At 68.0% G+C, this 21,741-nt stretch carries 22 protein-coding genes; 19 read left to right on the top strand and 3 right to left on the bottom strand.

Annotated features, from left to right (window positions below; translation table 11 throughout):
• Positions 1–9: 9 nt before the first annotated feature.
• Complete coding sequence (locus NA4_RS04980; protein ID WP_067464542.1) at positions 10–252, bottom strand: hypothetical protein; 243 nt, start codon at positions 250–252, stop codon at positions 10–12.
• Positions 253–597: 345 nt separating this feature from the next.
• Between NA4_RS04980 and NA4_RS04975 the strand changes: the two genes are divergently transcribed.
• The 11 genes from NA4_RS04975 to NA4_RS43195 all read left to right on the top strand — a co-directional run bounded on the left by NA4_RS04975 (position 598) and on the right by NA4_RS43195 (position 11,294).
• Positions 598–1,773, top strand: coding sequence for a lipase family protein (locus NA4_RS04975; RefSeq protein WP_067464608.1), 1,176 nt, complete (start codon positions 598–600; stop codon positions 1,771–1,773).
• A gap of 229 nt (positions 1,774–2,002) precedes the next feature.
• Positions 2,003–3,406, top strand: coding sequence for a lipase family protein (locus tag NA4_RS04970; protein WP_067464537.1), 1,404 nt, complete (start codon positions 2,003–2,005; stop codon positions 3,404–3,406).
• A gap of 91 nt (positions 3,407–3,497) precedes the next feature.
• Positions 3,498–4,559 (top strand): fused (3R)-hydroxyacyl-ACP dehydratase subunits HadA/HadB, encoded by a 1,062-nt coding sequence (locus tag NA4_RS04965; RefSeq protein ID WP_067464532.1) that lies wholly within the window; start codon positions 3,498–3,500, stop codon positions 4,557–4,559.
• 180 nt (positions 4,560–4,739) lie between these two features.
• Entirely contained in the window at positions 4,740–5,684 is a 945-nt protein-coding gene (locus NA4_RS04960) for a Sco1979 family transcriptional regulator (RefSeq protein ID WP_084496818.1), read from the top strand.
• An 87-nt stretch (positions 5,685–5,771) separates the two neighbouring features.
• Positions 5,772–6,731, top strand: a complete 960-nt coding sequence (locus tag NA4_RS04955) for a Sco1979 family transcriptional regulator (RefSeq protein WP_067464521.1) — start codon at positions 5,772–5,774, stop codon at positions 6,729–6,731.
• 88 nt (positions 6,732–6,819) lie between these two features.
• The gene (locus NA4_RS04950; protein ID WP_067464519.1) at positions 6,820–7,479 is read left to right on the top strand and encodes a TetR/AcrR family transcriptional regulator; all 660 of its coding nucleotides are present in this window, start codon (positions 6,820–6,822) and stop codon (positions 7,477–7,479) included.
• Positions 7,461–8,042, top strand: a complete 582-nt coding sequence (locus tag NA4_RS04945; protein WP_157128813.1) for an Rv1733c family protein — start codon at positions 7,461–7,463, stop codon at positions 8,040–8,042. Before NA4_RS04950 ends, NA4_RS04945 begins: the two co-directional genes overlap by 19 nt.
• A gap of 582 nt (positions 8,043–8,624) precedes the next feature.
• The gene (locus tag NA4_RS04940; RefSeq protein WP_245671113.1) at positions 8,625–9,572 is read left to right on the top strand and encodes an RsbRD N-terminal domain-containing protein; all 948 of its coding nucleotides are present in this window, start codon (positions 8,625–8,627) and stop codon (positions 9,570–9,572) included.
• A gap of 58 nt (positions 9,573–9,630) precedes the next feature.
• Positions 9,631–10,038, top strand: a complete 408-nt coding sequence (locus NA4_RS04935; RefSeq protein WP_157128812.1) for a ferritin family protein — start codon at positions 9,631–9,633, stop codon at positions 10,036–10,038.
• Positions 10,035–11,078 (top strand): alpha/beta hydrolase, encoded by a 1,044-nt coding sequence (locus tag NA4_RS04930; protein ID WP_067464512.1) that lies wholly within the window; start codon positions 10,035–10,037, stop codon positions 11,076–11,078. Before NA4_RS04935 ends, NA4_RS04930 begins: the two co-directional genes overlap by 4 nt.
• 84 nt (positions 11,079–11,162) lie before the next feature.
• Positions 11,163–11,294, top strand: a complete 132-nt coding sequence (locus NA4_RS43195) for a hypothetical protein (RefSeq protein WP_281179971.1) — start codon at positions 11,163–11,165, stop codon at positions 11,292–11,294.
• Here NA4_RS43195 and NA4_RS04925 read toward each other — a convergent pair whose 3' ends face one another.
• Entirely contained in the window at positions 11,295–12,353 is a 1,059-nt protein-coding gene (locus NA4_RS04925) for a fused (3R)-hydroxyacyl-ACP dehydratase subunits HadA/HadB (RefSeq protein WP_067464510.1), read from the bottom strand.
• Positions 12,354–12,919: 566 nt separating this feature from the next.
• Between NA4_RS04925 and NA4_RS04920 the strand changes: the two genes are divergently transcribed.
• Positions 12,920–14,125, top strand: a complete 1,206-nt coding sequence (locus NA4_RS04920; protein WP_067464507.1) for an esterase/lipase family protein — start codon at positions 12,920–12,922, stop codon at positions 14,123–14,125.
• 268 nt (positions 14,126–14,393) lie between these two features.
• Here the strand turns inward: NA4_RS04920 and NA4_RS04915 are convergent, their stop codons facing one another.
• Positions 14,394–14,846 carry a CBS domain-containing protein gene (locus NA4_RS04915; protein WP_067464506.1) on the bottom strand — a complete coding sequence of 151 codons (453 nt, stop codon included), beginning with the start codon at positions 14,844–14,846 and terminating at the stop codon, positions 14,394–14,396.
• A 173-nt stretch (positions 14,847–15,019) separates the two neighbouring features.
• Between NA4_RS04915 and NA4_RS04910 the strand changes: the two genes are divergently transcribed.
• From NA4_RS04910 to NA4_RS04880, 7 genes are all read left to right on the top strand, one after another.
• Positions 15,020–15,604 carry a biotin transporter BioY gene (locus tag NA4_RS04910; protein WP_174552906.1) on the top strand — a complete coding sequence of 195 codons (585 nt, stop codon included), beginning with the start codon at positions 15,020–15,022 and terminating at the stop codon, positions 15,602–15,604.
• A complete protein-coding gene (locus tag NA4_RS04905) occupies positions 15,597–16,718 on the top strand; it encodes an AMP-binding enzyme (RefSeq protein ID WP_067464505.1) in 1,122 nt (373 codons plus the stop codon). Before NA4_RS04910 ends, NA4_RS04905 begins: the two co-directional genes overlap by 8 nt.
• Complete coding sequence (locus tag NA4_RS04900; protein ID WP_067464502.1) at positions 16,715–17,842, top strand: thiolase family protein; 1,128 nt, start codon at positions 16,715–16,717, stop codon at positions 17,840–17,842. Before NA4_RS04905 ends, NA4_RS04900 begins: the two co-directional genes overlap by 4 nt.
• On the top strand, positions 17,839–18,519 hold the full coding sequence (locus NA4_RS04895) for an energy-coupling factor ABC transporter ATP-binding protein (protein ID WP_067464500.1): 681 nt from the start codon (positions 17,839–17,841) through the stop codon (positions 18,517–18,519). Before NA4_RS04900 ends, NA4_RS04895 begins: the two co-directional genes overlap by 4 nt.
• Entirely contained in the window at positions 18,516–19,118 is a 603-nt protein-coding gene (locus NA4_RS04890; RefSeq protein ID WP_067464498.1) for an energy-coupling factor transporter transmembrane component T family protein, read from the top strand. The genes NA4_RS04895 and NA4_RS04890 overlap by 4 nt, the downstream gene beginning before the upstream one ends.
• Entirely contained in the window at positions 19,111–20,520 is a 1,410-nt protein-coding gene (locus NA4_RS04885) for an AMP-binding protein (protein ID WP_067464495.1), read from the top strand. The genes NA4_RS04890 and NA4_RS04885 overlap by 8 nt, the downstream gene beginning before the upstream one ends.
• 188 nt (positions 20,521–20,708) lie before the next feature.
• Entirely contained in the window at positions 20,709–21,704 is a 996-nt protein-coding gene (locus NA4_RS04880) for a DUF4185 domain-containing protein (RefSeq protein WP_084496816.1), read from the top strand.
• Positions 21,705–21,741: the final 37 nt, after the last annotated feature.

Below are 21,741 nucleotides of genomic sequence, written 5' to 3'. Positions count from 1 at the left end.
TTCGCGTACTCAGCGCCAGAGCGAGCGGCAGGGTAGCCTGCGCAGGTCGGGTCGGACATCGCCGTCAACGGTGACGGTGAGCCCGGCATGCACGGCGGCCGAGGTGAACTCCCACGCCTCGGTCCGAGTCGCCGCGTACTCGAGGATCAACGTGTCCTCGGGGGTGGAACCGTCGAAGTAGACAGTGATCCGCCGGGTCGGCGCCTCCTGGGTGTTCTCGCCGTGGGCGAGTCGTTGCGCAGTGCCGTCCATGCCACCGTCTCCTTCCGGACGGCGCGGTAACCGCGCCGTACCCCCTGACGGTAGAGGGCCGCCAATGCTGAGAACATGTTCCAGGTTATCGGCTGGAAATTTCACAGATCGGGCACCCGGCGGTGAGGTACAGTCACGAGCCGGGCAGTGTCGCGGCCACCGGCTCGATACCCCAAACTTGTGAATTGTCAACATATTCGTGGTGCAAGGGTGCCTTACGCGGGTCATGTTGTCGAGGATGATCACAGCGTTGGACGATCAGGAGGCACACGTTCGATGAGTCAGGACCCACGTTCGTTGGGTAGGGGAGTGGGGCGACGACGTCTCGCACGTGCGATCGGCGCGATGGCCGCGGGCCTGGCGCTGGTGGTGAGCATGGCCGGGGCGGCAACCAGCGCCCCGTTGTTTCCGGAGCCGGATCCGGATCCCTTCTACGCGACACCCGCGAACATCGCCGACCGCAAGCCGGGCGATGTGCTCGCGACCCGGGTGATGCCACCGCTGGCGGTCTTCCCGGACACCACCGTGACCGTGGTGCGGTTCCGGTCGACCAGCTCGGAGGGCAAGCCGATCGCCGCGACCACCACGGTGCTCACCCCGAAGGCGCACCGTGCCGACGGGCCGCTGCTGTCGTTCCAGCACATCATCAACGGGCTCGGCTCGGAGTGCTCGGTCTCGCGTGTCCTCTACACCGGCGACCCGAACCTGGTCGTGCGGGAAGCGCCGGGCTGGAACGTGCTGCTCGCCCGGGGCTGGAGCGTCGCGCTGCCCGACCACCTCGGGCCGAACTTCGCCTACGGCGCGGCCAAACTCGGCGGGCAGATCACCCTGGACGGCATTCGCGCCGTGAAGCAGGTCGCCGAACTCGGCGTGCAGCGCAGCCCGGTGTCCATGGTCGGATACTCGGGCGGCGGTATGGCGACCGCGTGGGCCGCAGCCCTGCAGCCGAAATACGCGCCGGAGCTGGACATCGCCGGCGCGGCCATGGGCGGTGTGCCGATGAATCTGGTGAAGATGCTCGAGGGGCTGGGATTGAACCCGCATCCGGTGTTCGGGCTCGCGCTCGCCGCGGGATTCGGGCTGGAACGGGAATATCCGCAGCGCTTCCCGCTCAGCGACCAGCTGAACGAGCGGGGCTTGGCCGCTCGCGCGCAGATCGCCAACAGCTGCACCAACGACATCCTGGCCGCGGGCGCAGGCCGCGGTGCGCTGGACTTCGCCAAAACGACCTCGATGATGAACGACGACACCGCGCGTGCGGTCGTCGAGGAGAACAGCCTCGAGCTCTATGACGGTGTGCCCAAGACGCCGATCTTCGAATGGCATTCGCCGATCGACGGTCTCATCCCGATCGACTCGGTCGTCAACACCGACAAGCGGTGGTGTGCCGCCGGCGTCAAGGTGCAATCCGAGCATATCCCGGTACCCGACCACCTGACGGCGGCGGTCCTCGGCATTCCGGCGGCATTGAACTGGCTGGACGCCCGTTTCCGAGGGGAGCCCGCACCGAGCAATTGCTGATCGAGCACGCGACGGCCGAGCCGGACCGGTTGTCTCCGCACGGGTCTCGGCCCGGTTGTTGCGATATGGATACGCGACAACACAACTCGAGCGCATTCCCGCCTCGAGTTGCGGGTACTGACGTAGCCTGACGTCCTGGCTCCCGGTCCGACAGGGGGAGATTCGGGGGTCGAACGCCGTAACGCCCGGGTGCCAGAGAAATTTGCCGTCGCACCCAAAGGCGTGTGCCATGAGATATCTGCGTGCCGTTGCCGTCGCATTGCTCGCCGCCGGTTCGGTCCTGGCCGGCCCTGCCGCCGCGGAGCCGCCGCCCGTGCCGCCCCTGCCCGACGTGTCCGGAGTCTTCCCGCCGCCCGGTGGGCTGCTGCCCGAGTTGCAACAGCTCATCGATCGGGTGATCCCACCGCCGCCGATCGCACCGCTGCCGGAGTCGAGTTCGCCGGCGCAGCAAGCCACCACATTGTCGCCGTCGCTGGCGGCGCTGCGCCTGGCCACGTTGCCCGCGCCCGTCGGTGACCCGATGTTCGATCACCGCCCTGCGAACCTCGGCGAGCTGAGCGAGGGTCAGGTCATCGATGTCCGTGACGTCAGCGCGACGACCGCGCCACTGATGCTGCTCCCGATCCAGCGCGCCCTGCTGGTGAAGTACCGCACCACCGATGCGCACGGCGCGCCGTCGTACGCCACGGCCACGCTGGTCGTTCCCGCGGCGGCCTGGGCGGGCCCGGGCCCGCGGCCGGTGGTGGTGAACAACTTGCCGATCGACGCACTCGGCCGTGTCTGCACCCCGGGGTACACCCTCGCCCACGGGCTGCACCCGGACACCAGCATCACCGACTTCATCCCGCCCACAACGCATATCGCGGCGCTGCGCGGGTACGCCGTGCTGATTCCCGACCACGAGGGTCCGTCGATGGCCTACGCCGAGCCGTTCGTGGCAGGTCACGCGGTGCTCGACTCGATCAGGGCGGTGCGGGAACTGCTGCCGGAGGAGTTCGGCGCCAGCAAGTTCGGTATGGCCGGCTATTCCGGCGGAGCCATCGCGACCCATGGGGCGGTGAAGCTGATCGCGAGTTACGCACCGGAATTGGCGGATGTGATCGTGGGCGCTGCGCTGGGCGGTGTGCCCGCGGACTACGAGATCCTGGCCCGCAGCATGAACGGAAATCTCGCGTCGGCGGTGTTCATGGGCGCGGTGTTCGGGATCGGCCGCGAGCGGCCGGAAATCCTCGCCAGGATGAACAATCTCGCCCAGTGGGTGGCGACCTCGCCGGTGAAAGACATGTGCGGCAGCAGTTATGGACTGGTAGGAGTGCTGATGCTGCCGATCGATGTCGCGGCGAACATCCCGGATCCGCTGAACTCGGCACTGGCCGGGGACATCTATCGGGTGACCAGGATGGAAGGGATGAAGTCGGCGGCGCCGCTCTATATCTACAACGGGGAGCAGGAGTTCTGGATCCCGGCCGAGGGCGCGTACAACCTCTATTGGGAACAGTGCCGCCTCGGTGTGCCCGCCGTGTACCGTAGTGTTTTCGGTGAGCACATCATTGCGGGGGCGCTCGGTTATCCGGAGGCCATGATCTGGCTGGACGATCGGCTGCGCGGGATCCAGGCTCCCGACGAGTGCTGACCATGTGACGGCGCGGGGGAGGTATCGGGTAACGCGGTATGGCAGCGGTGTGCCGGTCTGGGCGGGGGAAGCTGAATCCGCGAGAGGGCACATGAACGACAGCACGACCACCGCGTCCGAGCAGGCAATGGCGTTGGTGGGACGGCACTACCGCTTGACCGACCACTACGAGGTGGGCCGAGAGAAGATCCGTGAGTTCGCGCGAGCGCTGCAGGACGACCATCCGGCGCACCGCTACGAGGACGCCGCCGCGGAGTTGGGCTTCGACCGGTTGGTCGCGCCGGCGACCTTCTCCTCGATCGTCCTGCTGCTGGTGCAGCGCAAGATGTTCGAGTCTGTGCTCACCGGCTACGATCTCGGCCAGGTCTTGCAGACCGAGCAGTCCATCCAGGTGCACCGCCCGATCGTCGCGGGCGACCAACTGCGCTGCGACTCCTATATCGAGTCGTTCCGGCAGTTCGGTGACAAGGACTTCATGGTCACCAAGAATGTGCTCACCAACCAGCACAAAGACGTGTTGCAGACCGCGTACAGCACCGCGGTGGCGCAGACCGGGGTCGATCTCGCCCCCGACCTGCGCGCCACGGTCGAAGGTGTGATCATGACCGGGCAGTCCGCTGCCGACCGGTCGGCAGCGGCGGCGACGCGAACGATCGAGGACGCCGGTCTGGTCGAGTGCTTCGACGAGCCGGCGCAACCGGATTCGTCCGACGAGCCGCGAACGCCACGGTCGGTCCCCGCTTTCGAGGAGTTGTCCGTCGGTATGGCGCTCCCCACTCGAACGACGCTGCTCACCCGTGGCGATCTGGTGAATTACGCTGGTGTGTCCGGTGATTCGAATCCGATCCATTTCAGCGACCTGGTGGCAGGCAGCGCGGGGCTGCCCAACGTGGTGTCGCACGGACTGCTCACCATGGGGCTCGGCGCCGGGTACCTGACGTCATGGCTGGGCGATCCAGCCGCCATGGTGAACTACGCGGTCCGATTCGCCGGGTTCGCACCGGTTCCGGCAACCAAGGCGAGTGCGATCGAATTTCATGGCCGGGTAAAGGAATTGGATCCTGAGCGTCGTGCCGCCACCATCGCACTGAGTGCCACTTCCGAGGGGCGCAAGTTGTTCGGGCGGGCGACAGCGACAGTGCTGCTGCGCTGATACCTCGCAGCGGCATCCCGTTCAGGTTGGCAGAGGGCATCGGTCGCCATCGCTGTGGAGTCCACTGGATCAGCGGCTGGGCTGGCCCTGATCTTGCGGATGTGCTTACACCTGCGCATACGCTTCGATTCCACCGGGTTGGTGCTGGAGTGTCGCGAACGCACATGGGAGACTCGAAACATGCGTGCTTCGGTAGTGCGGCCCCGAACTGAAACCATCGCTCGCACAACGGCTCCGGCCGTCGAGGGTGGCCCGACCGTTTTGCGGATGATTCTCGGCGGGCGGATGCGACGGTTGCGCGAGGCTTGCGGCATCTCGCTCGAGGAGGCGGGCGAGGCCATTCGCGGTTCGCATTCCAAGATCAGCCGGCTGGAGCTGGGCCGGACCGGGTTTCGGGAACGAGATCTGGTCGACCTGCTCGAGCTGTACGGCGTCACCGACGAGGAGGAGCTGGCCGAATTCAAGCTACTCGCAAAGCAGGCCAACACCTCGGGGTGGTGGCACCGCGACTCCGATTGGCTGCCGAAGTGGTTCGACACCTACCTCGGGCTGGAACAGGCGGCACAGCTGATTCGCTGCTACGAGCCGCGGGTGATACCCGAACTGCTGCAGACTCCCGACTACGCGCGTGCCCTGCTGGTTCTCGCCCATCCCCATGAGGACGAGGAGTCGATCGAGCGACGCGTCGCCTTGCGTATGCGCCGCCAGGAAATCCTGGCCAGACCCAACCCGCCGCAGCTGTGGCTGATCGTCGAGGAGGCGGCGCTGCGGCGCAGGATCGGCGGGTCGCAGGTGTGGCTGGCCCAGCTCGAGCATGTGCTGCGGGCCGCGGACGCGTCGAACATCACCGTGCAGGTGCTGGCCGATCACGTCGGCGGTCCCGCGCTCGCCGACGGCGCCTTCACCATGCTGCGCTTCGCCGAGGCGGACCTGCCCGACATCGTCTACCTCCAGCAGCTCACCGGTGCGCTGTATCTGGACAAGCAGGCTGATCTCGCCGCCTATCGCGCGGTGGCGAACCTGCTTTCGGTGCACGCCGCGCCACCGGAATACACCAGGGAACTCGTCGCGGCGCTGCGCGAGCGTCAACCGGAGACCATGGACCGGCCGTCGGGCCCGGCCTGACCGGATCCGCCCGCGTACCATGAATACCCGTGCGTACAAGGCATTTCGGGCGTAGCTGACGATGGGCGCCCGTGGCACACTCGGGAGATGCCTCCTTCGAAGGTGCGACAGGTGGATTTCGGCTCCGGTGACCATCCTGTGGCCGGCGGCGGTCCCACGGTTCTGCGGATGGTGCTCGGTGGCCGCCTGCGCCGCCTACGCGAGGACCGCAACCTCACCCGGGAGGCCGCGGGCGAAGCCATTCGCGGGTCGCATTCGAAGATCAGCAGGCTGGAACTCGGGCGCACCGGCTGCCGCGAGCGTGACCTGGTGGACCTGCTCGACCTCTATCGGGTGACCGACCCCGGCGAGCGGGAGCGATATCTGGAGCTGGCCAGGCAAGCCAACGCCTCGGGCTGGTGGGCGCGCGACAACGACTGGTTGCCGAAGTGGTTCGACACCTACCTGGGTTTGGAGCACGCGGCGCGGCTGATTCGCAGCTATGAGCCCAGAGCGGTGCCCGAATTGCTGCAGACGCAGGCGTATGCCCGCGCGGTGCTCGGCCTGGCCCATGCGGGCGAATCGGCGGCGTCGATCGAGCGTCGTGTCGCTCTGCGTATGCGCAGGCAGGAGGTCCTGTCCCGGCCGGAACCCGCACAGCTCTGGATGATCATCGAGGAAGCCGCGCTGCGCCGCAGGATCGGCGGCTCCACCGTCTGGCGTGCCCAGATCGACCATCTGCTGCGGGCGGAGCAGCGGCCGCACATCACCATCCAGATCCTTGCCGACCACGTTGGTGGGCCCGCACTCGCCGACGGCGCCTTCACCGTATTGCGTTTCGCCGAGACGGACTTGCCCGACATCGTCTACCTTCAGCAATTGACCGGCGCGCTGTATCTGGACAAGGTCGCCGATCTGGACGCGTATTACGCCGTGCTCAACCAGCTTTCGGTATTGGCGCCGCCGCCCGAGCACTCCCGGCGGCTACTGGAAGCGCTGCGCGACGACGCGCCGCCGACGGTCGACGAACCAGGAACCCGCGCACGCGTGACAGAGTCGGGAGCCTGACGACACGGCCGTGCGTGGTCGCGCGTGGAGTGAGTTGGGCCACAGTGGTGTATTGTCCCAATGGGACAATAAGGCGTAGTCTGGGTCCATGGGCGACGACGGAGTCGGTCTGGACGGCCGTCGGCTGCGCACTCGCCGCAGCCGCGAGGCGCTGTCGCGCGCGGCGTTCGACCTGCTCACCGAGCGGGGGCTCGAGGCGGTCGCCGTGGAAGACATCGCGGTGCGTGCCGGCGTCACCCGGCGCACCTTCAGCAGGCACTTCGCCTCCATCGAGGAGGCCGTCCTCGGCGATGTCGATCAGGACGTGCACCTGTTCAACGAGGCGTTGTGCCGTCGACCGCCGTCCGAGCCGCCGTTGGTCGCCTATCGCAACGCCGTGCACGACTGGCTCGCCACCGAGTACGGTGGCGCCCGCGCCGCGCTGTTGGCGCGGCGCTGGGCACTGTTCCAGCGTTTCGAGGACGAGCCCGGGCTGTTCGCCGGTTATCAGCGCATCCGCATCGACGGACAGCGCGAATCCGTCCGGATCATCGCGGCGAGGCTGGAGGTGGATCCGCTGACGGATCCACGTCCGGCCGCCGCCGTCGCCGCCGGTGCGGGCATGCTGCTCGCGGCGTTGCAGAGCTGGGCGTCGGGACCGGACCCGATGGGCCTGCCCGGCCTCGTCGAAAAGTTCTTCGACACCCTCGTCACCCTCACTGCCGAATTCCGTTCCGAGGAGTCACCGTCATGTCTACCGGGTCGGTGAGCAGGTACCGCCGGGCGTGCCGACGCGTCGGGCTGGACCGAAATCCGCTGCGCCGCAGGGAAGACCGCCTGCAAACCGGCGTGGCCGCGCTGCTCGCCATGGTGTTCTTGATCGTCGTTCCGGTGCTGGCGGTGGCCGTCGGCGGCACCGTCTACCGGGTGGAAACGGCTGCGGTGCAAGCCGAAACGGCGCGGCTGCACCAGGTCGAGGCCACCGTGATCGAGACCGGAAAAGCGCCGTTGTACGCGCCGGTCGTGCCCGCACGAGTGTCCTGGAAGGACGCCGAAGGCGGGACGCACACGTCCGACTACCAGTCGACCACGGTCGTGGAACCGGGTTCCACCGTGTCGATCTGGTTGAACGACGGCGGGGCCATCGTGGAGCCGCCGTCCTCGACCCAGGCCGCCAGCGCGGCGGTGCTGCTCACCGCGGGCGCGCTGCTCGGCGTCTCGGTCGTGCTCGGGGGGAGCTACTGGCTCCTCCGCCGCGGCCTGGACCGGCGGCGCCTGCGGCGCTGGGAATCCGAATGGGTTGCCGCGGATCTCACCTGGGGGCACGGCTGAGCCCGAGTGCGGCGTGCCCGCCGGGCGAGGGTAGGGACCCGCGCAGCGGGCACGTCGCGTGCCGGGCCGCAACGCGGCGAACGAGAGGCCCGGCACTGCTGCGACGGTAAGCCAAGACCGGCGGGTTCGCCCGTTCCGGCGCCGATCGTCAGAGATCCCACTATGGCCATCTGCTTGCGTTGTGACACAACATAACCCGAGTGCCCACGAATGCCGTGAGACGCCGGCGCGCCGCGGCTTGTGCGATGTCCCAATCGCGGTGACCGGTGCCGATGATCCCTCCTGAGGGCGCGGACCGGGGCTTCTCAGGGCAGCCGGCACGGCTCTAGGGTGACCACGACGCAGCGCCGGAAGCGCGGTCGGCGCTGCGTCACCTACCTCGCACCCCGCGGGCCGCGTGCCGGAAATCCGAAACTGGGCCGCGGTATTCGCCGAACGGCTCGAGTGCTTGTGATCCCACCCAACACGCCGGGTGGTCCCTGATGAGTTTCCCGATTCGTCCGGGCATATCTCGATTTCATCACGATCAGTCGCTAACATTCGGTAGGCATGATGGGCAGGCAGCCGGGAACGAGTACCGAGATGTTGACATCGAAACTCGTCGCACATCTGGCCGGGCACTCCGGCCACGACGCGTCCGGCGATGTGGCGACCGCCGCGCGAAACTGTTTGGCCGCGGCCGTCGAACTCCTCGCTCCACGCACGTCACCGGCTGAACCGCAGGCTCAGGAGATCGCCGGATTCGCCGCACGGTGGGCACGCGAGGGAATCGCGCTGGAAACGGTGCTGGGCGCGTACCACGACGAAATCAGAAGCGGATTGGAATTCCTCGCCGACCAGGTCGCCGACGAGCGGGCCGATCATTTTCTCGCCGGCGCCCGACTGGCAGTCCGCGTGCTGGAAATGGTGACCATGGCCGCGTCGACCGCCTATGTCGACGAGCATCGCGCGGTCGCTCGGGAACATCAGACCGCTGCTCAGACGCTGGTCTCGGCCTTGCTCGGCGGACAGGCGGTCGGCGAGCTCGCCCGGGAGACCGGCATTGCGATCGCGCGGTGCTACCAGGTGGTGGCATTGGGCATTCCCGCGCACCCGGACGAGCGAAGACCTGGCGCGGGCGCGCTCGCCGCCCGCCGCAAGCTCCGCCGTGTCCAGGCCGCGCTGGCCGGTCCGCTCGGCTCCCGGGCACTGTCGGTGCTGTCCGCCGCGGGCGGCACGGTGCTGGTGCCCCTGGATGACGCGCTCGCCCGCACCGGATCGTTCAGCATGACCGACGAGGTACTGGCCATGGTCGGTGACGCCGCCGAGGTGCCGTTGACCGCCGCGGTCGCGACCGGCCGCACCGCGCGCATCCCCGAACTCGCCGGTCACGCGCACGATCTCCTGGACCGGCTGCGGGCGGCGGGCGGGCCGCCGGGGTTGTACCGGGTGGCCGAAGGTGACGAAGGTCCGGGTTGTGAGTTACCCCAGCAGGGGCCTATGAGCATCGTCACCGCGCCCAACGATCACGTAATTGGACGCTCCGCATGACTATTCATCCGCTATTGTCGATTGTGCCCTGTTGTCGAGGGTGAGCTAAGGAGTGCGAGTGACCACCGCGTTGTCCGATCGCCATATTCCGCGCGAACTCGAGCCCGCCGAACGCCCACCCAGCGATCATCTGCGCAAGCCCACGGCCTGGAATCCGCATGATTCCGTGCAGTGCGGCGATCGACGCGAATTCAGCGCGATGGGGCGAGTTGATCAGGAGCCGGGCCGATCCGAATTTCCCGGCGTAGTGCAAACCGCGGTCATCGAGAAGCTGCGTATCCCAGACGGGGTGTCATCTTATCACAGGAAGATCTCGGCGTCCTTCGATTGCGACGGCGTGTGGGTTGCCCGGAGCGGCCGGTGCAGCGCCGAGGAGAACGAACTCGAGATTCAGGCGCACCGATTCGAGGAGCAGTGCGAACGCGCAGCGGCCCGGCAGGCGGAACGGGCCGCCACGGCGCTATGAGGCCGCGTGGACCGATCACCGCGGCGATGGCGGTCATCGCCGCGGTGGTTGCCGCGCCCGTGCTGGCCGATCCGGTGACGCCTGCCCCGCAGGCACCGGTGGCCCCGCCGCCCGCCGTGGACCCCTCGATGACCCGCACCGGGTTGATCTCGATAGAGAAAGTCGCGCCGCGCCGGGAACGGCTGGCGATCGCATCGGCGGCCATGCGCCGGATCATCACCGTCGACGTGCTGCGCGGTACCGGCACGGGGCCCTGGCCGGTCCTGTATCTGCTCGACGGCGTCGACGGCGACGCCACCTCCGCGTGGCTGACCAAGGGCAACGCCGCGGAGTTCTTCGCGGACAAGCCGGTCGACGTGGTGCTGACCGGCGGCGGCACCGGCAGCATGTACAGCGACTGGATTCGCCACGACACCGCGCTCGGCCTGAATCGCTGGGAGACCTTTCTCACCACCGAGCTTCCACCCATCGTGGAATCGCTGCTGCGCACCGACGGCCGCCGTGCGATCGCGGGGGTGTCGATGGGAGCGCAGGCGGCGATGATGCTGGCGCAGCGCCATCCCGGCTGGTATCGCGCCGTGGCCGGGATGAGCGGCTGCTACTCGACTTCGGACCCGCTCGGTCACGCCGTCACCACCATCACCGTGGCCTCCCGCGGCGGCAACGTCGACAACCTCTGGGGCCCGCCGACCTCACCGGAATGGTCCGCGCACGACAGCTTGCTGCACGCGGAAGGGTTGCGCGGCACCGGGATCTACCTGTCGGCGGCCACCGGCCTGCCCACCGGCGCCGACTTGGTCGCGGTCGCGAGCTCGCCGACGATCGCGGAGGCGCTGCGCACCGCGGGTGGCGGCGCCGCGCTGGAGGCGGGCGCCCGAGCGTGCACCGAGCGCTTTGCCGCGCGCTTGGCGGAACTGAAGATTCCCGCCACCGTGGAATACTTCGCCGCGGGGATGCACACCTGGCCGGATTTCCAGGCCCAGCTGCCGAAGATGTGGGAAGTGCTCGCGTCGGCACTCGAGGTTTCCGAGTCCTCCTGAACGACGCCGCGGAATCACGCCGCCGGTGCCGATCCGGATCCGGGATGTCGCGGCGGCGAGCACCGTCGGCGCAGTGAGATTTCGGTGCACACCAGTACCTATGATCGTGCTGCCCGCTTGGCATCGCACCGCAGGCTGGCACTGGTCACCGGCCGGTTGCGTGGCCGCGCCCGGGTCGACGGACCGGATATGAGCCGGGCCGACGGGGTGGCGTGATCAGTCGCCAGCCCGAATCGCGTGCGGGAAGAGCACTTCCGCGGCGGCGTAGCCGAACAGTTTGCGACCTTCGGCTCGTGCGTCGACCGCTACGGTCGCTCGCCGCCTGCGCGGATCGATCGAGATGACCCGGCCGCGGAACTCGACCGTCCCAGCCGCCAAGGGCGGAATGCGCAAGTAGTGCGTGTTGTGCGCGAACTGTGCGCGGAAACGGGTGAGCGCCGTGGGGTCGCCGAGCCAGGCGCCGAGGAACGAAGCGGCCAGGCCGAGCTTCAGCATGCCGGGTGCGACCACGGTCGGCAGACCGCTGGCGACGGCGCTTCGTTCGTCGAAGGGCACCGGATCGGCATCGCCGGTCACTCCGGCGTAGTTGACCAGGTCCTCACGAGACAAGCGCATGGTCCGCGTTGGCAATTCCGTACCGACCGCGAGGTCGGCGAAATCGACATCCGGCTGCGCGATCCGGGGCCCGGGCGGTGGCGCAAGTGAGTCGGCCGCGGCGGGGACGACGGCTTCGGTTCGGCCCTGTCTAGTTGTGACAGGGGACATGGTGGTGACCGTGCGTACCGCCTCGGCCGGCCCCGGATCGGGGCCGCCGACGCGTGCGAGCAGCGCGCTGGAGCCGGTCTGCACCACCGTGCCGTCCTGGTCGATGAGTACGCTCTTGATCGCGAGAACGTTGTAGTCGCCGAAGTGCCGGAACGATTCGACGTAGACGTCACAGGTCAGGCGGTCCCCGGCGACCAGCGGCCTGCCGAAATCGAATACCCGGTCCGCGTGCAGAATCCGGGTCGGGTCGTATCCGGTGATCAGCGAATCCATGATTTCGCGGTGCATCCGGGTGAGAATTATCGAGCTGAAGGTCGGGGGCGCGACGAGCCCGGAGAATCCGAGTTCGGCCGCGGCGGCCTCGCTCCAATGTGCCGGATGGTAATCCTGGATAGCGCGGGCGAATTCCCGGATCTCTTCCCGTTCCACCTGGTAGGGGACGGCGGAACGATAACGGTGGTCGACGAGCGCCCTCGCCTGATCAGCCGGATTCACGGCGGTCTCGTTCATGGTTGCTCCTGTATTGCGAAACAGTGCTGGCCGGCGGGCTCCGGTGGTGAGCGGGCCGATCCTCCGGACTGGCGAAGGCATCCGCTCGGCTGTCATGGTGGCGGCGATGCCGACGTCCCCGTCGTGAAGGGAGCCATCCCGCAGTCGATATGGTCGACGGCGCACGGCTTCGCGCGAGAGCCGACGCATGTGCTGGAACCATGCTGACGGACATAGGATCTCCAAGCGGTTAGCCATCAGATGGCCACCGACGGCGAAGTGCGGGTTGTGTCCATGATGCCCCCGCACGCCGATGCCGAACTGTGATCGCATGGTGATCTGGAGAATTCACCGTTTCGTCGCGGAATTTTTGTGCCGCTTGCCTGGTCGGCTCCCGATACCGGGAATTGTCGCTACCTTGTGGCGTATCCCTAGCCACGACAAAGGCATTCGTGAGCTCTCCAGATTCGATTGTTCGGCGTGGGCAGCTCGCGCCGCGCGGTTCTAGCGTTGGCGCAGTTTCGGTGCCGCCGACCCGCAGGAACGGCACCGGCCCTCGAACATCGCGGTTCCGCAGGAGGCAGGTAATGAAACGAAGTACCCACGGGCGCTGGTCTATCGCGGCGGTGCTGGTGAGCGTGTCGGTGCTCGCTGTCGGTTCGACCGGCGCCGGCGCGAACGCCGCGCCCGAGGATCAGCCGACCGAGCAGACGCTCGCGGACTACATCGCGGCCGGGCGCAAGGCCGCTCCGATCGCCGATTCGGGCAGCTCGGGCACCGGCTCGGCGTGCACGTCGGGCAGCGGCGCGGGATCCGGCAACGGTTCCGGAAACTGCTACGGCGGGTCGGGCAGCAGCTCGGGCTCCTCCGGCGGATACGCCAGTGACACCGTGGGTTACGGCCCGCCGATGACGTCGTGGCTGGCCGCGTTCGGTTACGGGCTGACGCATCCGGACGTTGCTCCACCCGGTGCCAACGACTGGAACTGCACACCGACGGCCCAGCATCCGCGCCCGGTAGTCATGGTGCACGGCACCTGGATGAACGCCTACAACGGGTTCGCGTACATGAGCCAGCCGATCAAGGACGCCGGCTTCTGCACGTTCGCCGTCAACTACGGCCGGTCGAACCTGCTCGAAGGAGGCGGTCTCGGGTCGGTGCTCCCCGGCGTGATGGGCACCGGCTATATCCAGGATTCGGCCGAGCAGCTGGCCGCGTTCGTCGACCGGGTGCTGGCCGCGACCGGCGCGTCCGAAGTGGACATCGTCGCGCATTCTCAGGGTGGTTCGATGTCGAACTGGTACACCAAGTTCGAGGGTGGCGCCGCCAAGGTCGGGAACCTGGTCACCTACGGAGCCACGCACCACGGCACCAGCCTGATCGGCATCGGCGCGCTGGGCCGGGCGATCAACAACTTCGGCATCGACATCCTCGGCTTCATCGAGATCTTCGTCGGCCACGCGGGCATCCAGCAGACGGTCGGCTCGGACTTCGTCAACAAGCTCAACGAGAACGGCGACACCATCCCCGGCGTCGACTACACCATCGTCGCCACCCGCTACGACGAGATCACCAACCCCTACGACCTGACCTTCCTGAAGGCGGCGCCCGGTGTGTCGGTGCGGAATATCACCCTGCAGGACGGATGCGAGCAGGACGTGTCCGACCACCTCACCATCATGTACTCGCCGCGTGCGCTGTCCATCGCGCTGCGTGCGTTGGACCCGGTCGGCCACCCCAACTTGGAGTGCACCTTCAACCCGTGGCTGATCGGCGGCGGAGGCTCGCTCTGACCACCCGATAGACCTGCCTTCGTCGCGCGGCGTGCACTGTGCCCGACTTCGCGCCTGCTCGACGAGGGCACCGGCCGCCTCGCGTTCGCTGCTCGCCGGACAGGATCCCTCAGAACCCGCCCCTGTCCTGGCGCGCACATTCCGGCGCGCGGCGGTGAGCCCACCGAGCGGACCTTCGCACCCGCCGCTCGGTGGGCACGGGGGTGTCGACCCACGACGTGTGCTGACCAGAACATTCGAACACGCCCGAAATATGTTGTGACGTGTGTCAAGACGTGCTTTCGCCCGGAGTCGGAAGATTCGCGGCGCAAATGGCTTCGACGAATTCGCCGACCTGGTGCTCGGGCAGCTGCCGGGCCAGATCCGCCTCGGTGATGATGCCGGCGAGGCGGCCCTGAGCGGTTACCGGGAGCCGGCGGATACGGAACTCGGTCATACACGCGAGAACGTCGCTGATGTCCGCGCTGACGTCGACGGTGTGCATCTTGTCCGCGCCTTGGGTGAGTTCGCCCGCTGTGGTCGTCCCGGGATTCAACCCGACACCGACAACCTTCACGACGATGTCGCGATCGGTCACGATTCCGACCGGATGGCCTTCGCCATCACAGACGGGGAGTGCGCCGACGTCGAGCTGGCGCATCCGCTCGGCGGCGAAGCCCATGGTGTCCCGCACGCTGATGCACTCGACATCGGGGCGCATGACAGTTCCGGCGGTGATCATGCTGAACCTCCTCGACGTGACGGGCCGATTGCCACTCGACAATCCCTCGAAGCCGGTTCCGGCGCCAGAGGACAAGGTCACCGTTGTCGCGGAATTCTCGGCGCGGGGGATGCGCCTGCCACCACCCCGGCCTGCTATCTTGAACGTCGTTCAAGTTTCAGCGGAGGGTTGTCGTGGAGGGTGTCGAGAACTCCCGGGAGTCGAGGGCCGGTATTCCGGCGCGCGATATGGCGCAGATCGCTGTTTTCGCGGCGCTGATCGCCGCGCTCGGTCTGCCCGGGGCTATCACGGTCGGCTTCAGTGGCGTGCCGATCACCGTGCAGACTCTCGGTGTCATCCTGGCCGGGGCGGTGCTGGGGGCGCGCAAGGGCACGGCCGCGGTGCTGGTCTTCCTCGCACTCACGATGATCGGTCTACCGCTGTTGTCCGGCGGCCGAACCGGTTTGACCGCGCTGGCCGGGCCCAGTGCCGGATACTTGCTCGGCTGGATTCCCGCGGCGCTGCTCATCGGGCTGCTCACCGCCCGCATCCTGCCGAAATACCCGATCGTGCTGGGCCTGCTGAGCAACGCCGCCGGCGGGATGCTGGTCATCTACCTCTGCGGCATCGTCGGTCTGCTGCTGCGCACCGATCTGGGGATCGGGGCCGCGATCTCCACCAATGTCGCGTTCATTCCCGGCGACCTGGCAAAAGTAGTCGTCGCGACGGTGGTGGCCAAGGGGGTCCACCGTGCGTATCCCGGTCTGATCCGTGCTTAGTCCCGAACTCGGCGGCACGGGCGATGCGCCTGCCCTCGACTTCGACGGCCGCATTCACACTTATCGCGACCTCGACCGGGCGATCGAGCAGTGGATCTCCGCGCAGGGTGACGCGACCGTGTACGACGCCTCGACCCTCTCGGTTCCGGACGCGTTGATCTGTGTCTGTGCCGCGGTCCGGCGCGGCATCCCGGTGATGGTCGAGAATCCGGACGCCCGTCCGCACCGGACGAGCATTCCACCTTCGGCGTTTCTGCTGGTGGCGACGTCCGGGTCGACCGGGTGTCCGCGACCGCTCGCCCGGACGGCCGCCTCCTGGTACGACAGCTTCCCGGCGTTCACCGCGATCACCGGCGTGGCGCAGGCCGACCGCGTACTGATCACCGGCCCGCTGCACGCGACCATGCATCTGTTCGGCGCGCTGCACGCGCTGTGGCGCGGCGCCTGCGTCACCGACGACGCGTCGCGGGCCACCGTGGTGCATGCGGTACCCGCGGTGCTGCGTGAGGTGGCGCGTACCTGCCCGCACCTGCGTACCGCGATCGTCGCGGGCATCGCGGTGGACGACGGTGCACTGGCCGCCGCCGGCCACCTCGATGTCGTCGAGTACTACGGGTCCTCGGAAGTCTCCCTGGTGGCGGCGCGGCATGTTCCCGAGCCGTTGCGCCTGCTCGACGGAGTCGAGGCCGACGTGCGCGGCGGCCTGCTCTACGTTCGATCGCCCTACACAGTGCTCGGCGCGCCCGAGTGGTTCGGGGTCGGTGACCTCGCCGAAGTGGGGGACGACCGCACGCTGACGGTGCGGGGCAGAGGTGACTGCGCGATCAACGTGGGCGGCACCACGGTGGTTGCCGAGGATGTCGAGCGGGTCCTGGAGGCGCTCGACGGAATCACCGCCGCGGCGGTGATCGGATCACCCCATGCCGTTTTCGGTGAAACTGTCACGGCCGCAGTGCAACTGGACGGCATGGCCGGCCTCGACGAGATCCGGTCGCGAGCGCGGCGGGTGCTGACGAAAGAGGCGATGCCGCGTCGGTGGGTGCCGCTTTCGGCGCTGCCGAGGACTGCCGCAGGAAAGGTCGCCAGGGGTCAGCTGAAAGACTTGCTGACATGAGCCCCGTCCCCGTTCTGGTTGCGCCGCATCGCACAGCGATCGGCAACGCCGGGCACGGATTCGCCGATCTGACCACCACCGATCTGGCTGCTCCTGTGCTGCGCGAGGTGCTTGCGACGTTGCGCGGCGCCGGGATCGACGGCGAGGTGGACGACGTCGTCCTCGGCAACTGTCTCGGTCCGGGCGGCGATCCGGCGCGGGTCGCCGCATTGCGGGCGGGTCTGGGCGTGTACGTTCCTGGCGTCACCGTCGACCGGCAGTGCGGATCCGGCCTCGACGCGGTGATGCAGGCGGCGTTGCGCGTGCGCAGCGGCGCGGACGACCTCATCCTCGCCGGCGGCGTCGAATCGGCGAGCACGGCACCATGGCGCTTCTGGCCCCCGGTCGCGGACGCCGACCCCGTGCGATACACCCGTGCTCCCTTTGCGCCACAAGGTTTTCCCGACCCCGATATGGGGGTGGCCGCCGACGATCTCGCCCGAGCGCGCGGCATCAGCCGTGCGCGGCAGGACGCGTACGCGGCACGCTCGCACACCCTCGCCGCGGCCGCCGACTTCTCCGCGGAGATCGTGCCGATCGGTGACGTGCACCGGGACGAGCGCATCCGCGCGGGCATGACCGAGACCCGGCTCGCGCGGCTGCGCCCCAGTTTCGGTGTAGATGGCACGGCCACCGCAGGCAATTCGTGCGGAATCTCCGACGGCGCCGCGGCGATGGCGGTCACCAGCGAGGCCGTAGCGGCGGGGCTGCCCGCGCTGCGAATCCTCGGCTGCGCGGTCGCCGGATCCGATCCGGCGCTGCCCGGGCTCGGTCCTGTGCCCGCGATCCGAAAACTTCTGCGGCGCACCGGATGCACCGTGGCGGATCTCGGCGTCATCGAGATCACCGAAGCGTTCGCATCGGTGGTGCTGGCGGTGGCGGACGAATTGGGGTTGGACGAAGCCAGGATCTGCCCGCAAGGCGGTGCGATCGCGATGGGGCATCCTTGGGGAGCGTCCGGAGCAATTCTGCTGGTGCGGTTGGCCAGTCAGATGCTGCGTGCGGACGGCCCCGCGCTCGGTCTCGCGGCCTGTGCCATCGGGGGTGGGCAGGGCATCGCAATGCTTGTGGAGCGTGTGTCGTGAGTGACATCGTCTTCGACTCGGTCCACCACCGTTTCGGTGACCGAAAGGTGCTGCGCGACATCGACTTGCGGATCAGCGAGCGCCGCGTGGGCATCATCGGCGCCAACGGTTCCGGCAAGTCCACCTTGGCGCGCATGATCAACGGCTTGCTGACGCCGACCTCCGGCACGGTCACGGTGGACGGTGTGGACGCCGCCCGCAAAGGCGCGCAGGTGCGGCGGAAGGTCGGGTTCGTGTTCACCGACCCGGATACGCAGATCGTGATGCCCACGGTCGCGGAGGATCTGGCCTTCTCGCTGCGGCGAACCGGCCTGAGCAAACGAGAGGTCGCGGCGCGTGTCCGGGAGATCCTGGAGCGGTTCGGGCTCGCCGACCACGCCGAGCACCCCGCGCACCTGTTGTCCGGTGGGCAGAAGCAGTTGCTCGCGATCGGAGCCGTGCTCATTCGCAGGCCGGAGGTGATCGTGGCCGATGAACCGACCACGCTGCTGGATCTGCGCAACACAAGGCTGATCGCCGAGGCGCTGGACGCCGTGGATCAGCAGGTGATCGTGGTGACGCATCAGCTGTCGCTGCTGGAGGGTTTCGACCGCGTCATCGTCATCGACGACGGCGCGGTGGCGTTCGACGGCGCTCCCGCCGACGCCGTCCCGGCGTATCAGGCCTCGGTCGAATGATCGGCGTCTACCGTCCGGGCGATTCGCTGCTGCACCGGGTGCCCGCCGGGCCGAAACTGGTGCTGCTGCTGGTTTCGATCGTTGCGGTCTCGGTGTTCGTGCGCAGCCCGCTGCAGGTCCTGATCGTCGCCGTGGTCGTGGCGGGATTGTTCGCGGTGGCCCGGATTCCGTGGCGAGTCGTCGTGGCGCAGCTGCGTCCGCTGGTGTGGATGGTGGCGCTCATCGCGGTGTTCCAGGTGCTCATCACGTCGCCTGCGCGGGCCGCGGTGGTGTGCGGAGTCCTGGTGATCTCGGTGGCGCTCGCGGCGCTGGTCACGCTCACCACTCGCGTGACGGACCTGCTCGACGCGGTCACCCGAGGACTGAGGCCGCTGCGTAGGTTCGGCGTCGATCCCGAGCGGATCGGTCTGCTGCTGGCTCTGGCCATCCGGTGTGTCCCGCTGCTGGCCGGTATCGTGCACGACGTCGCCGAGGCGCGGCGCGCCCGCGGAGTGCAGTGGTCGATGACGGCGCTGGTCACGCCGACGCTGGTGCGGGCGCTGCGGACCGCCGACGCGATGGGCGATGCCCTCGCGGCGAGGGGAGCCGACGATGTCTGACCTGCTTGCCGCGCGGATCGCCGGACAGGCCGCGAAGATCCCGCGCGCGAGCGCGGTGGTCGATCGGCGGGAGCGCATCGACTACCAAGATTTCTGGTCCCGGGTGGTCCGCACGGCCGCGGGGCTCGGCGGTATGCGCCGAATCGCCGTGCTGCCCACGTCCGATATCGAATCGCTGGTGGTGGTGACGGCGGCGATGCACGCAAGCGTGAGTGTCGTACTGCTGCACCGCCATCTACTGCCCGCCCAGCTGAGCAGGGTGCTGGAACTCGCGGAGCCCGCAGCGGTCGTGGCCGCGCCGCACCAGCATCGGCGGCTGCGCAGGCTGGGATTCGAGGGGAGCGTGCGGACTGCGGCGGCACTGGAATCCGCCGGCGTGGTCGGCGGTGCGCAGCCGGATAGCGAACTGCTGGTCGGGATTACGTCCGGCACCACTGGCGAGCCGAAACTCTTCGTGCGCGACCAGCGCTCGTGGGCCACCACACTGGATCGCTCCGACCGCACGTTCGGCATCGGCGCCTGCGATCGGGTGTCGGTGCCCGGCGTCCTCGACCACACGCACTTTCTGTACGGCGCGTTGCATGCTCTGACCCGGGGCGCGACGGTGGATCTGCGGCCGGTCGTCCAGTCGCTGACCGACGATGCGACACATCTGTATTCGGTGCCGACGATCGCGTGGGACGTGGTGCGGGCCGGCATCGGTCCGCTCGAGAGCGTCCGTGAGGTGCTGTCCTCGGCGGCCCGCTGGCCGCGCACGGGACGTCGAGCGTTGCAGGAGGTCTTGCCGAACGCCTCGCTCGTGCACTTCTACGGTGCTTCCGAACTGAGTTTCGTGTCCTACGACCGAGGACTCGGGGCCACCGACGAGAACTCGGCAGGAGAACTGTTCGACGGCGTCGAGGCGCGGATCCGTGACGGCCTGGTCTATGTGCGCAGCGACATGCTGTTCGGCGGCTACCTCACCGCGGACGGCGTGGTGGACGGCCCGGTGGACGGGTGGCTGACGGTGGGCGACCGGGGCCGGGTGATCGGCAACCGGCTGTACCTGTTCGGCCGGGACTCCGAGATGCTGATCCGGGCCGGACTCAATGTGGAACCCGCGGCTGTCGAAGCGGCGCTCACCGCGATACCCGGTATCGCGGAAGCCGCCTGCATTCCCATCGCGGACGCACGCATGGGGCAGGCGCCCGCGGCCGCAATTGTCGTGGACAGCGCCGCACCGAGCATTGACGAGATCTGGCGGCGTCTGCGTGCGACGTTGCCGAGTCCCAGCATGCCGGTGCAGATTCTGACCGTGGACAGCCTGCCGCGCACGCCGCGGGGAAAGCTCGATCGACAGGCACTGGCCGTGACGCTCGCGGCCTACCGCAGCGGCGGAGAGGCCGGCGGCGCCCACCACTGACGCAGTCGGCAACGCGACCGGTTCTCGTCATGGCCGAGCACGGAATCTCTTCGGCGCGTCGCGCAAGGAGATTCGCCCGAACGGGCAACGCCGCGGTTACCGACCTCCGATACTGGTCGAGCAGAGGCAAGCCCCTACGAGCCGATCTGGGAAGCGAGACGCACCAAGAATCGACAAGGATTCCGGCTATGAAGATCAAGAATCTGAATCCACTCCCGATGGCCGACATCGGCGGCTCTGATCTGTTCATCCCGTTTCGGATGCCGAGCGGCGACATCGGATTCCTCGCCGGTGACACGTTTTCCGGCACCGAGCCGAGAGTTGGCGGGCCGAACTGGCGTTCGCCCATGCTGCTGCGAAGCAACACGCACGATCTGTCCAGACCGATCGAGTTCCAGTCGGCCGCGCGCGGCGCTCGGCAGCTCTGGGATTACGTCCACGACAATCCGGAGTACTCCACGGTCCTGCCCTGCGACGCGATCACCATCGGCGGCCGAATCTATGTGTGGGTGATGGTCACCCAGGGTCTGGGTAACGAGCGATGGTGCGAGATCCGGTATTCCGACGACAACGGCGAGAGCTGGACCGACAGCGGGGTTCGCTGGTCGACCACCGCGTTCGGCGGCAAGCGCACCATGATCTCCTGGGAGCGCGGTGGTGACGGCTATGTCTACGTCATCTCCACCGGAGGGCTCGCTCGCAACAAGAACATGCTGCTGTGGCGGGTGCGCGAGAATCACGCCGCGCTCACCGACCCGGCCGCCTGGGAGGGATGGGGCTGGAACGGCCAGAACTGGGGATGGGGCCGAAATCCGGGTAGCGACCCGCGATTCGGCATCCTGCCCGACGGCACCAGGCTCGGCGAGATCGGGCTGCGCCGGATACAGGGGAACTGGGTGATGTCCGGCTTCGACGCCGGAGCCTATGGTGCCTTCGTCAAAGTCGTCGGGAGGATCACCGACAATTGGTGGACGGCGCGTACGTACCGGCCCGTGAAGGGGTCGTTCTGGGCGCCGGGCGGCCCGGACATCGTGCCGCGCCTGTACGGCTGTTATGTCCACCCGGACAGCAGATTCGACGGCGCGTTCGGCATGATCGTGAGCGAGTGGGCGGAATCCGGTATGCCCTATCGCGCCATGCAGTTCCGCATCTTCGGCATCAGTGCGGCGGTCCCGCTCAGCTAGTGTTGCCTGCGCCGGTTCATCGAGTACGGGCCTGCCG

The organism is Nocardia amamiensis NBRC 102102 (assembly GCF_001612745.1).
Taxonomy (GTDB): Bacteria; Actinomycetota; Actinomycetes; order Mycobacteriales; family Mycobacteriaceae; genus Nocardia; species Nocardia amamiensis.
This window is presented reverse-complemented; position numbering and strand designations above follow the sequence as displayed.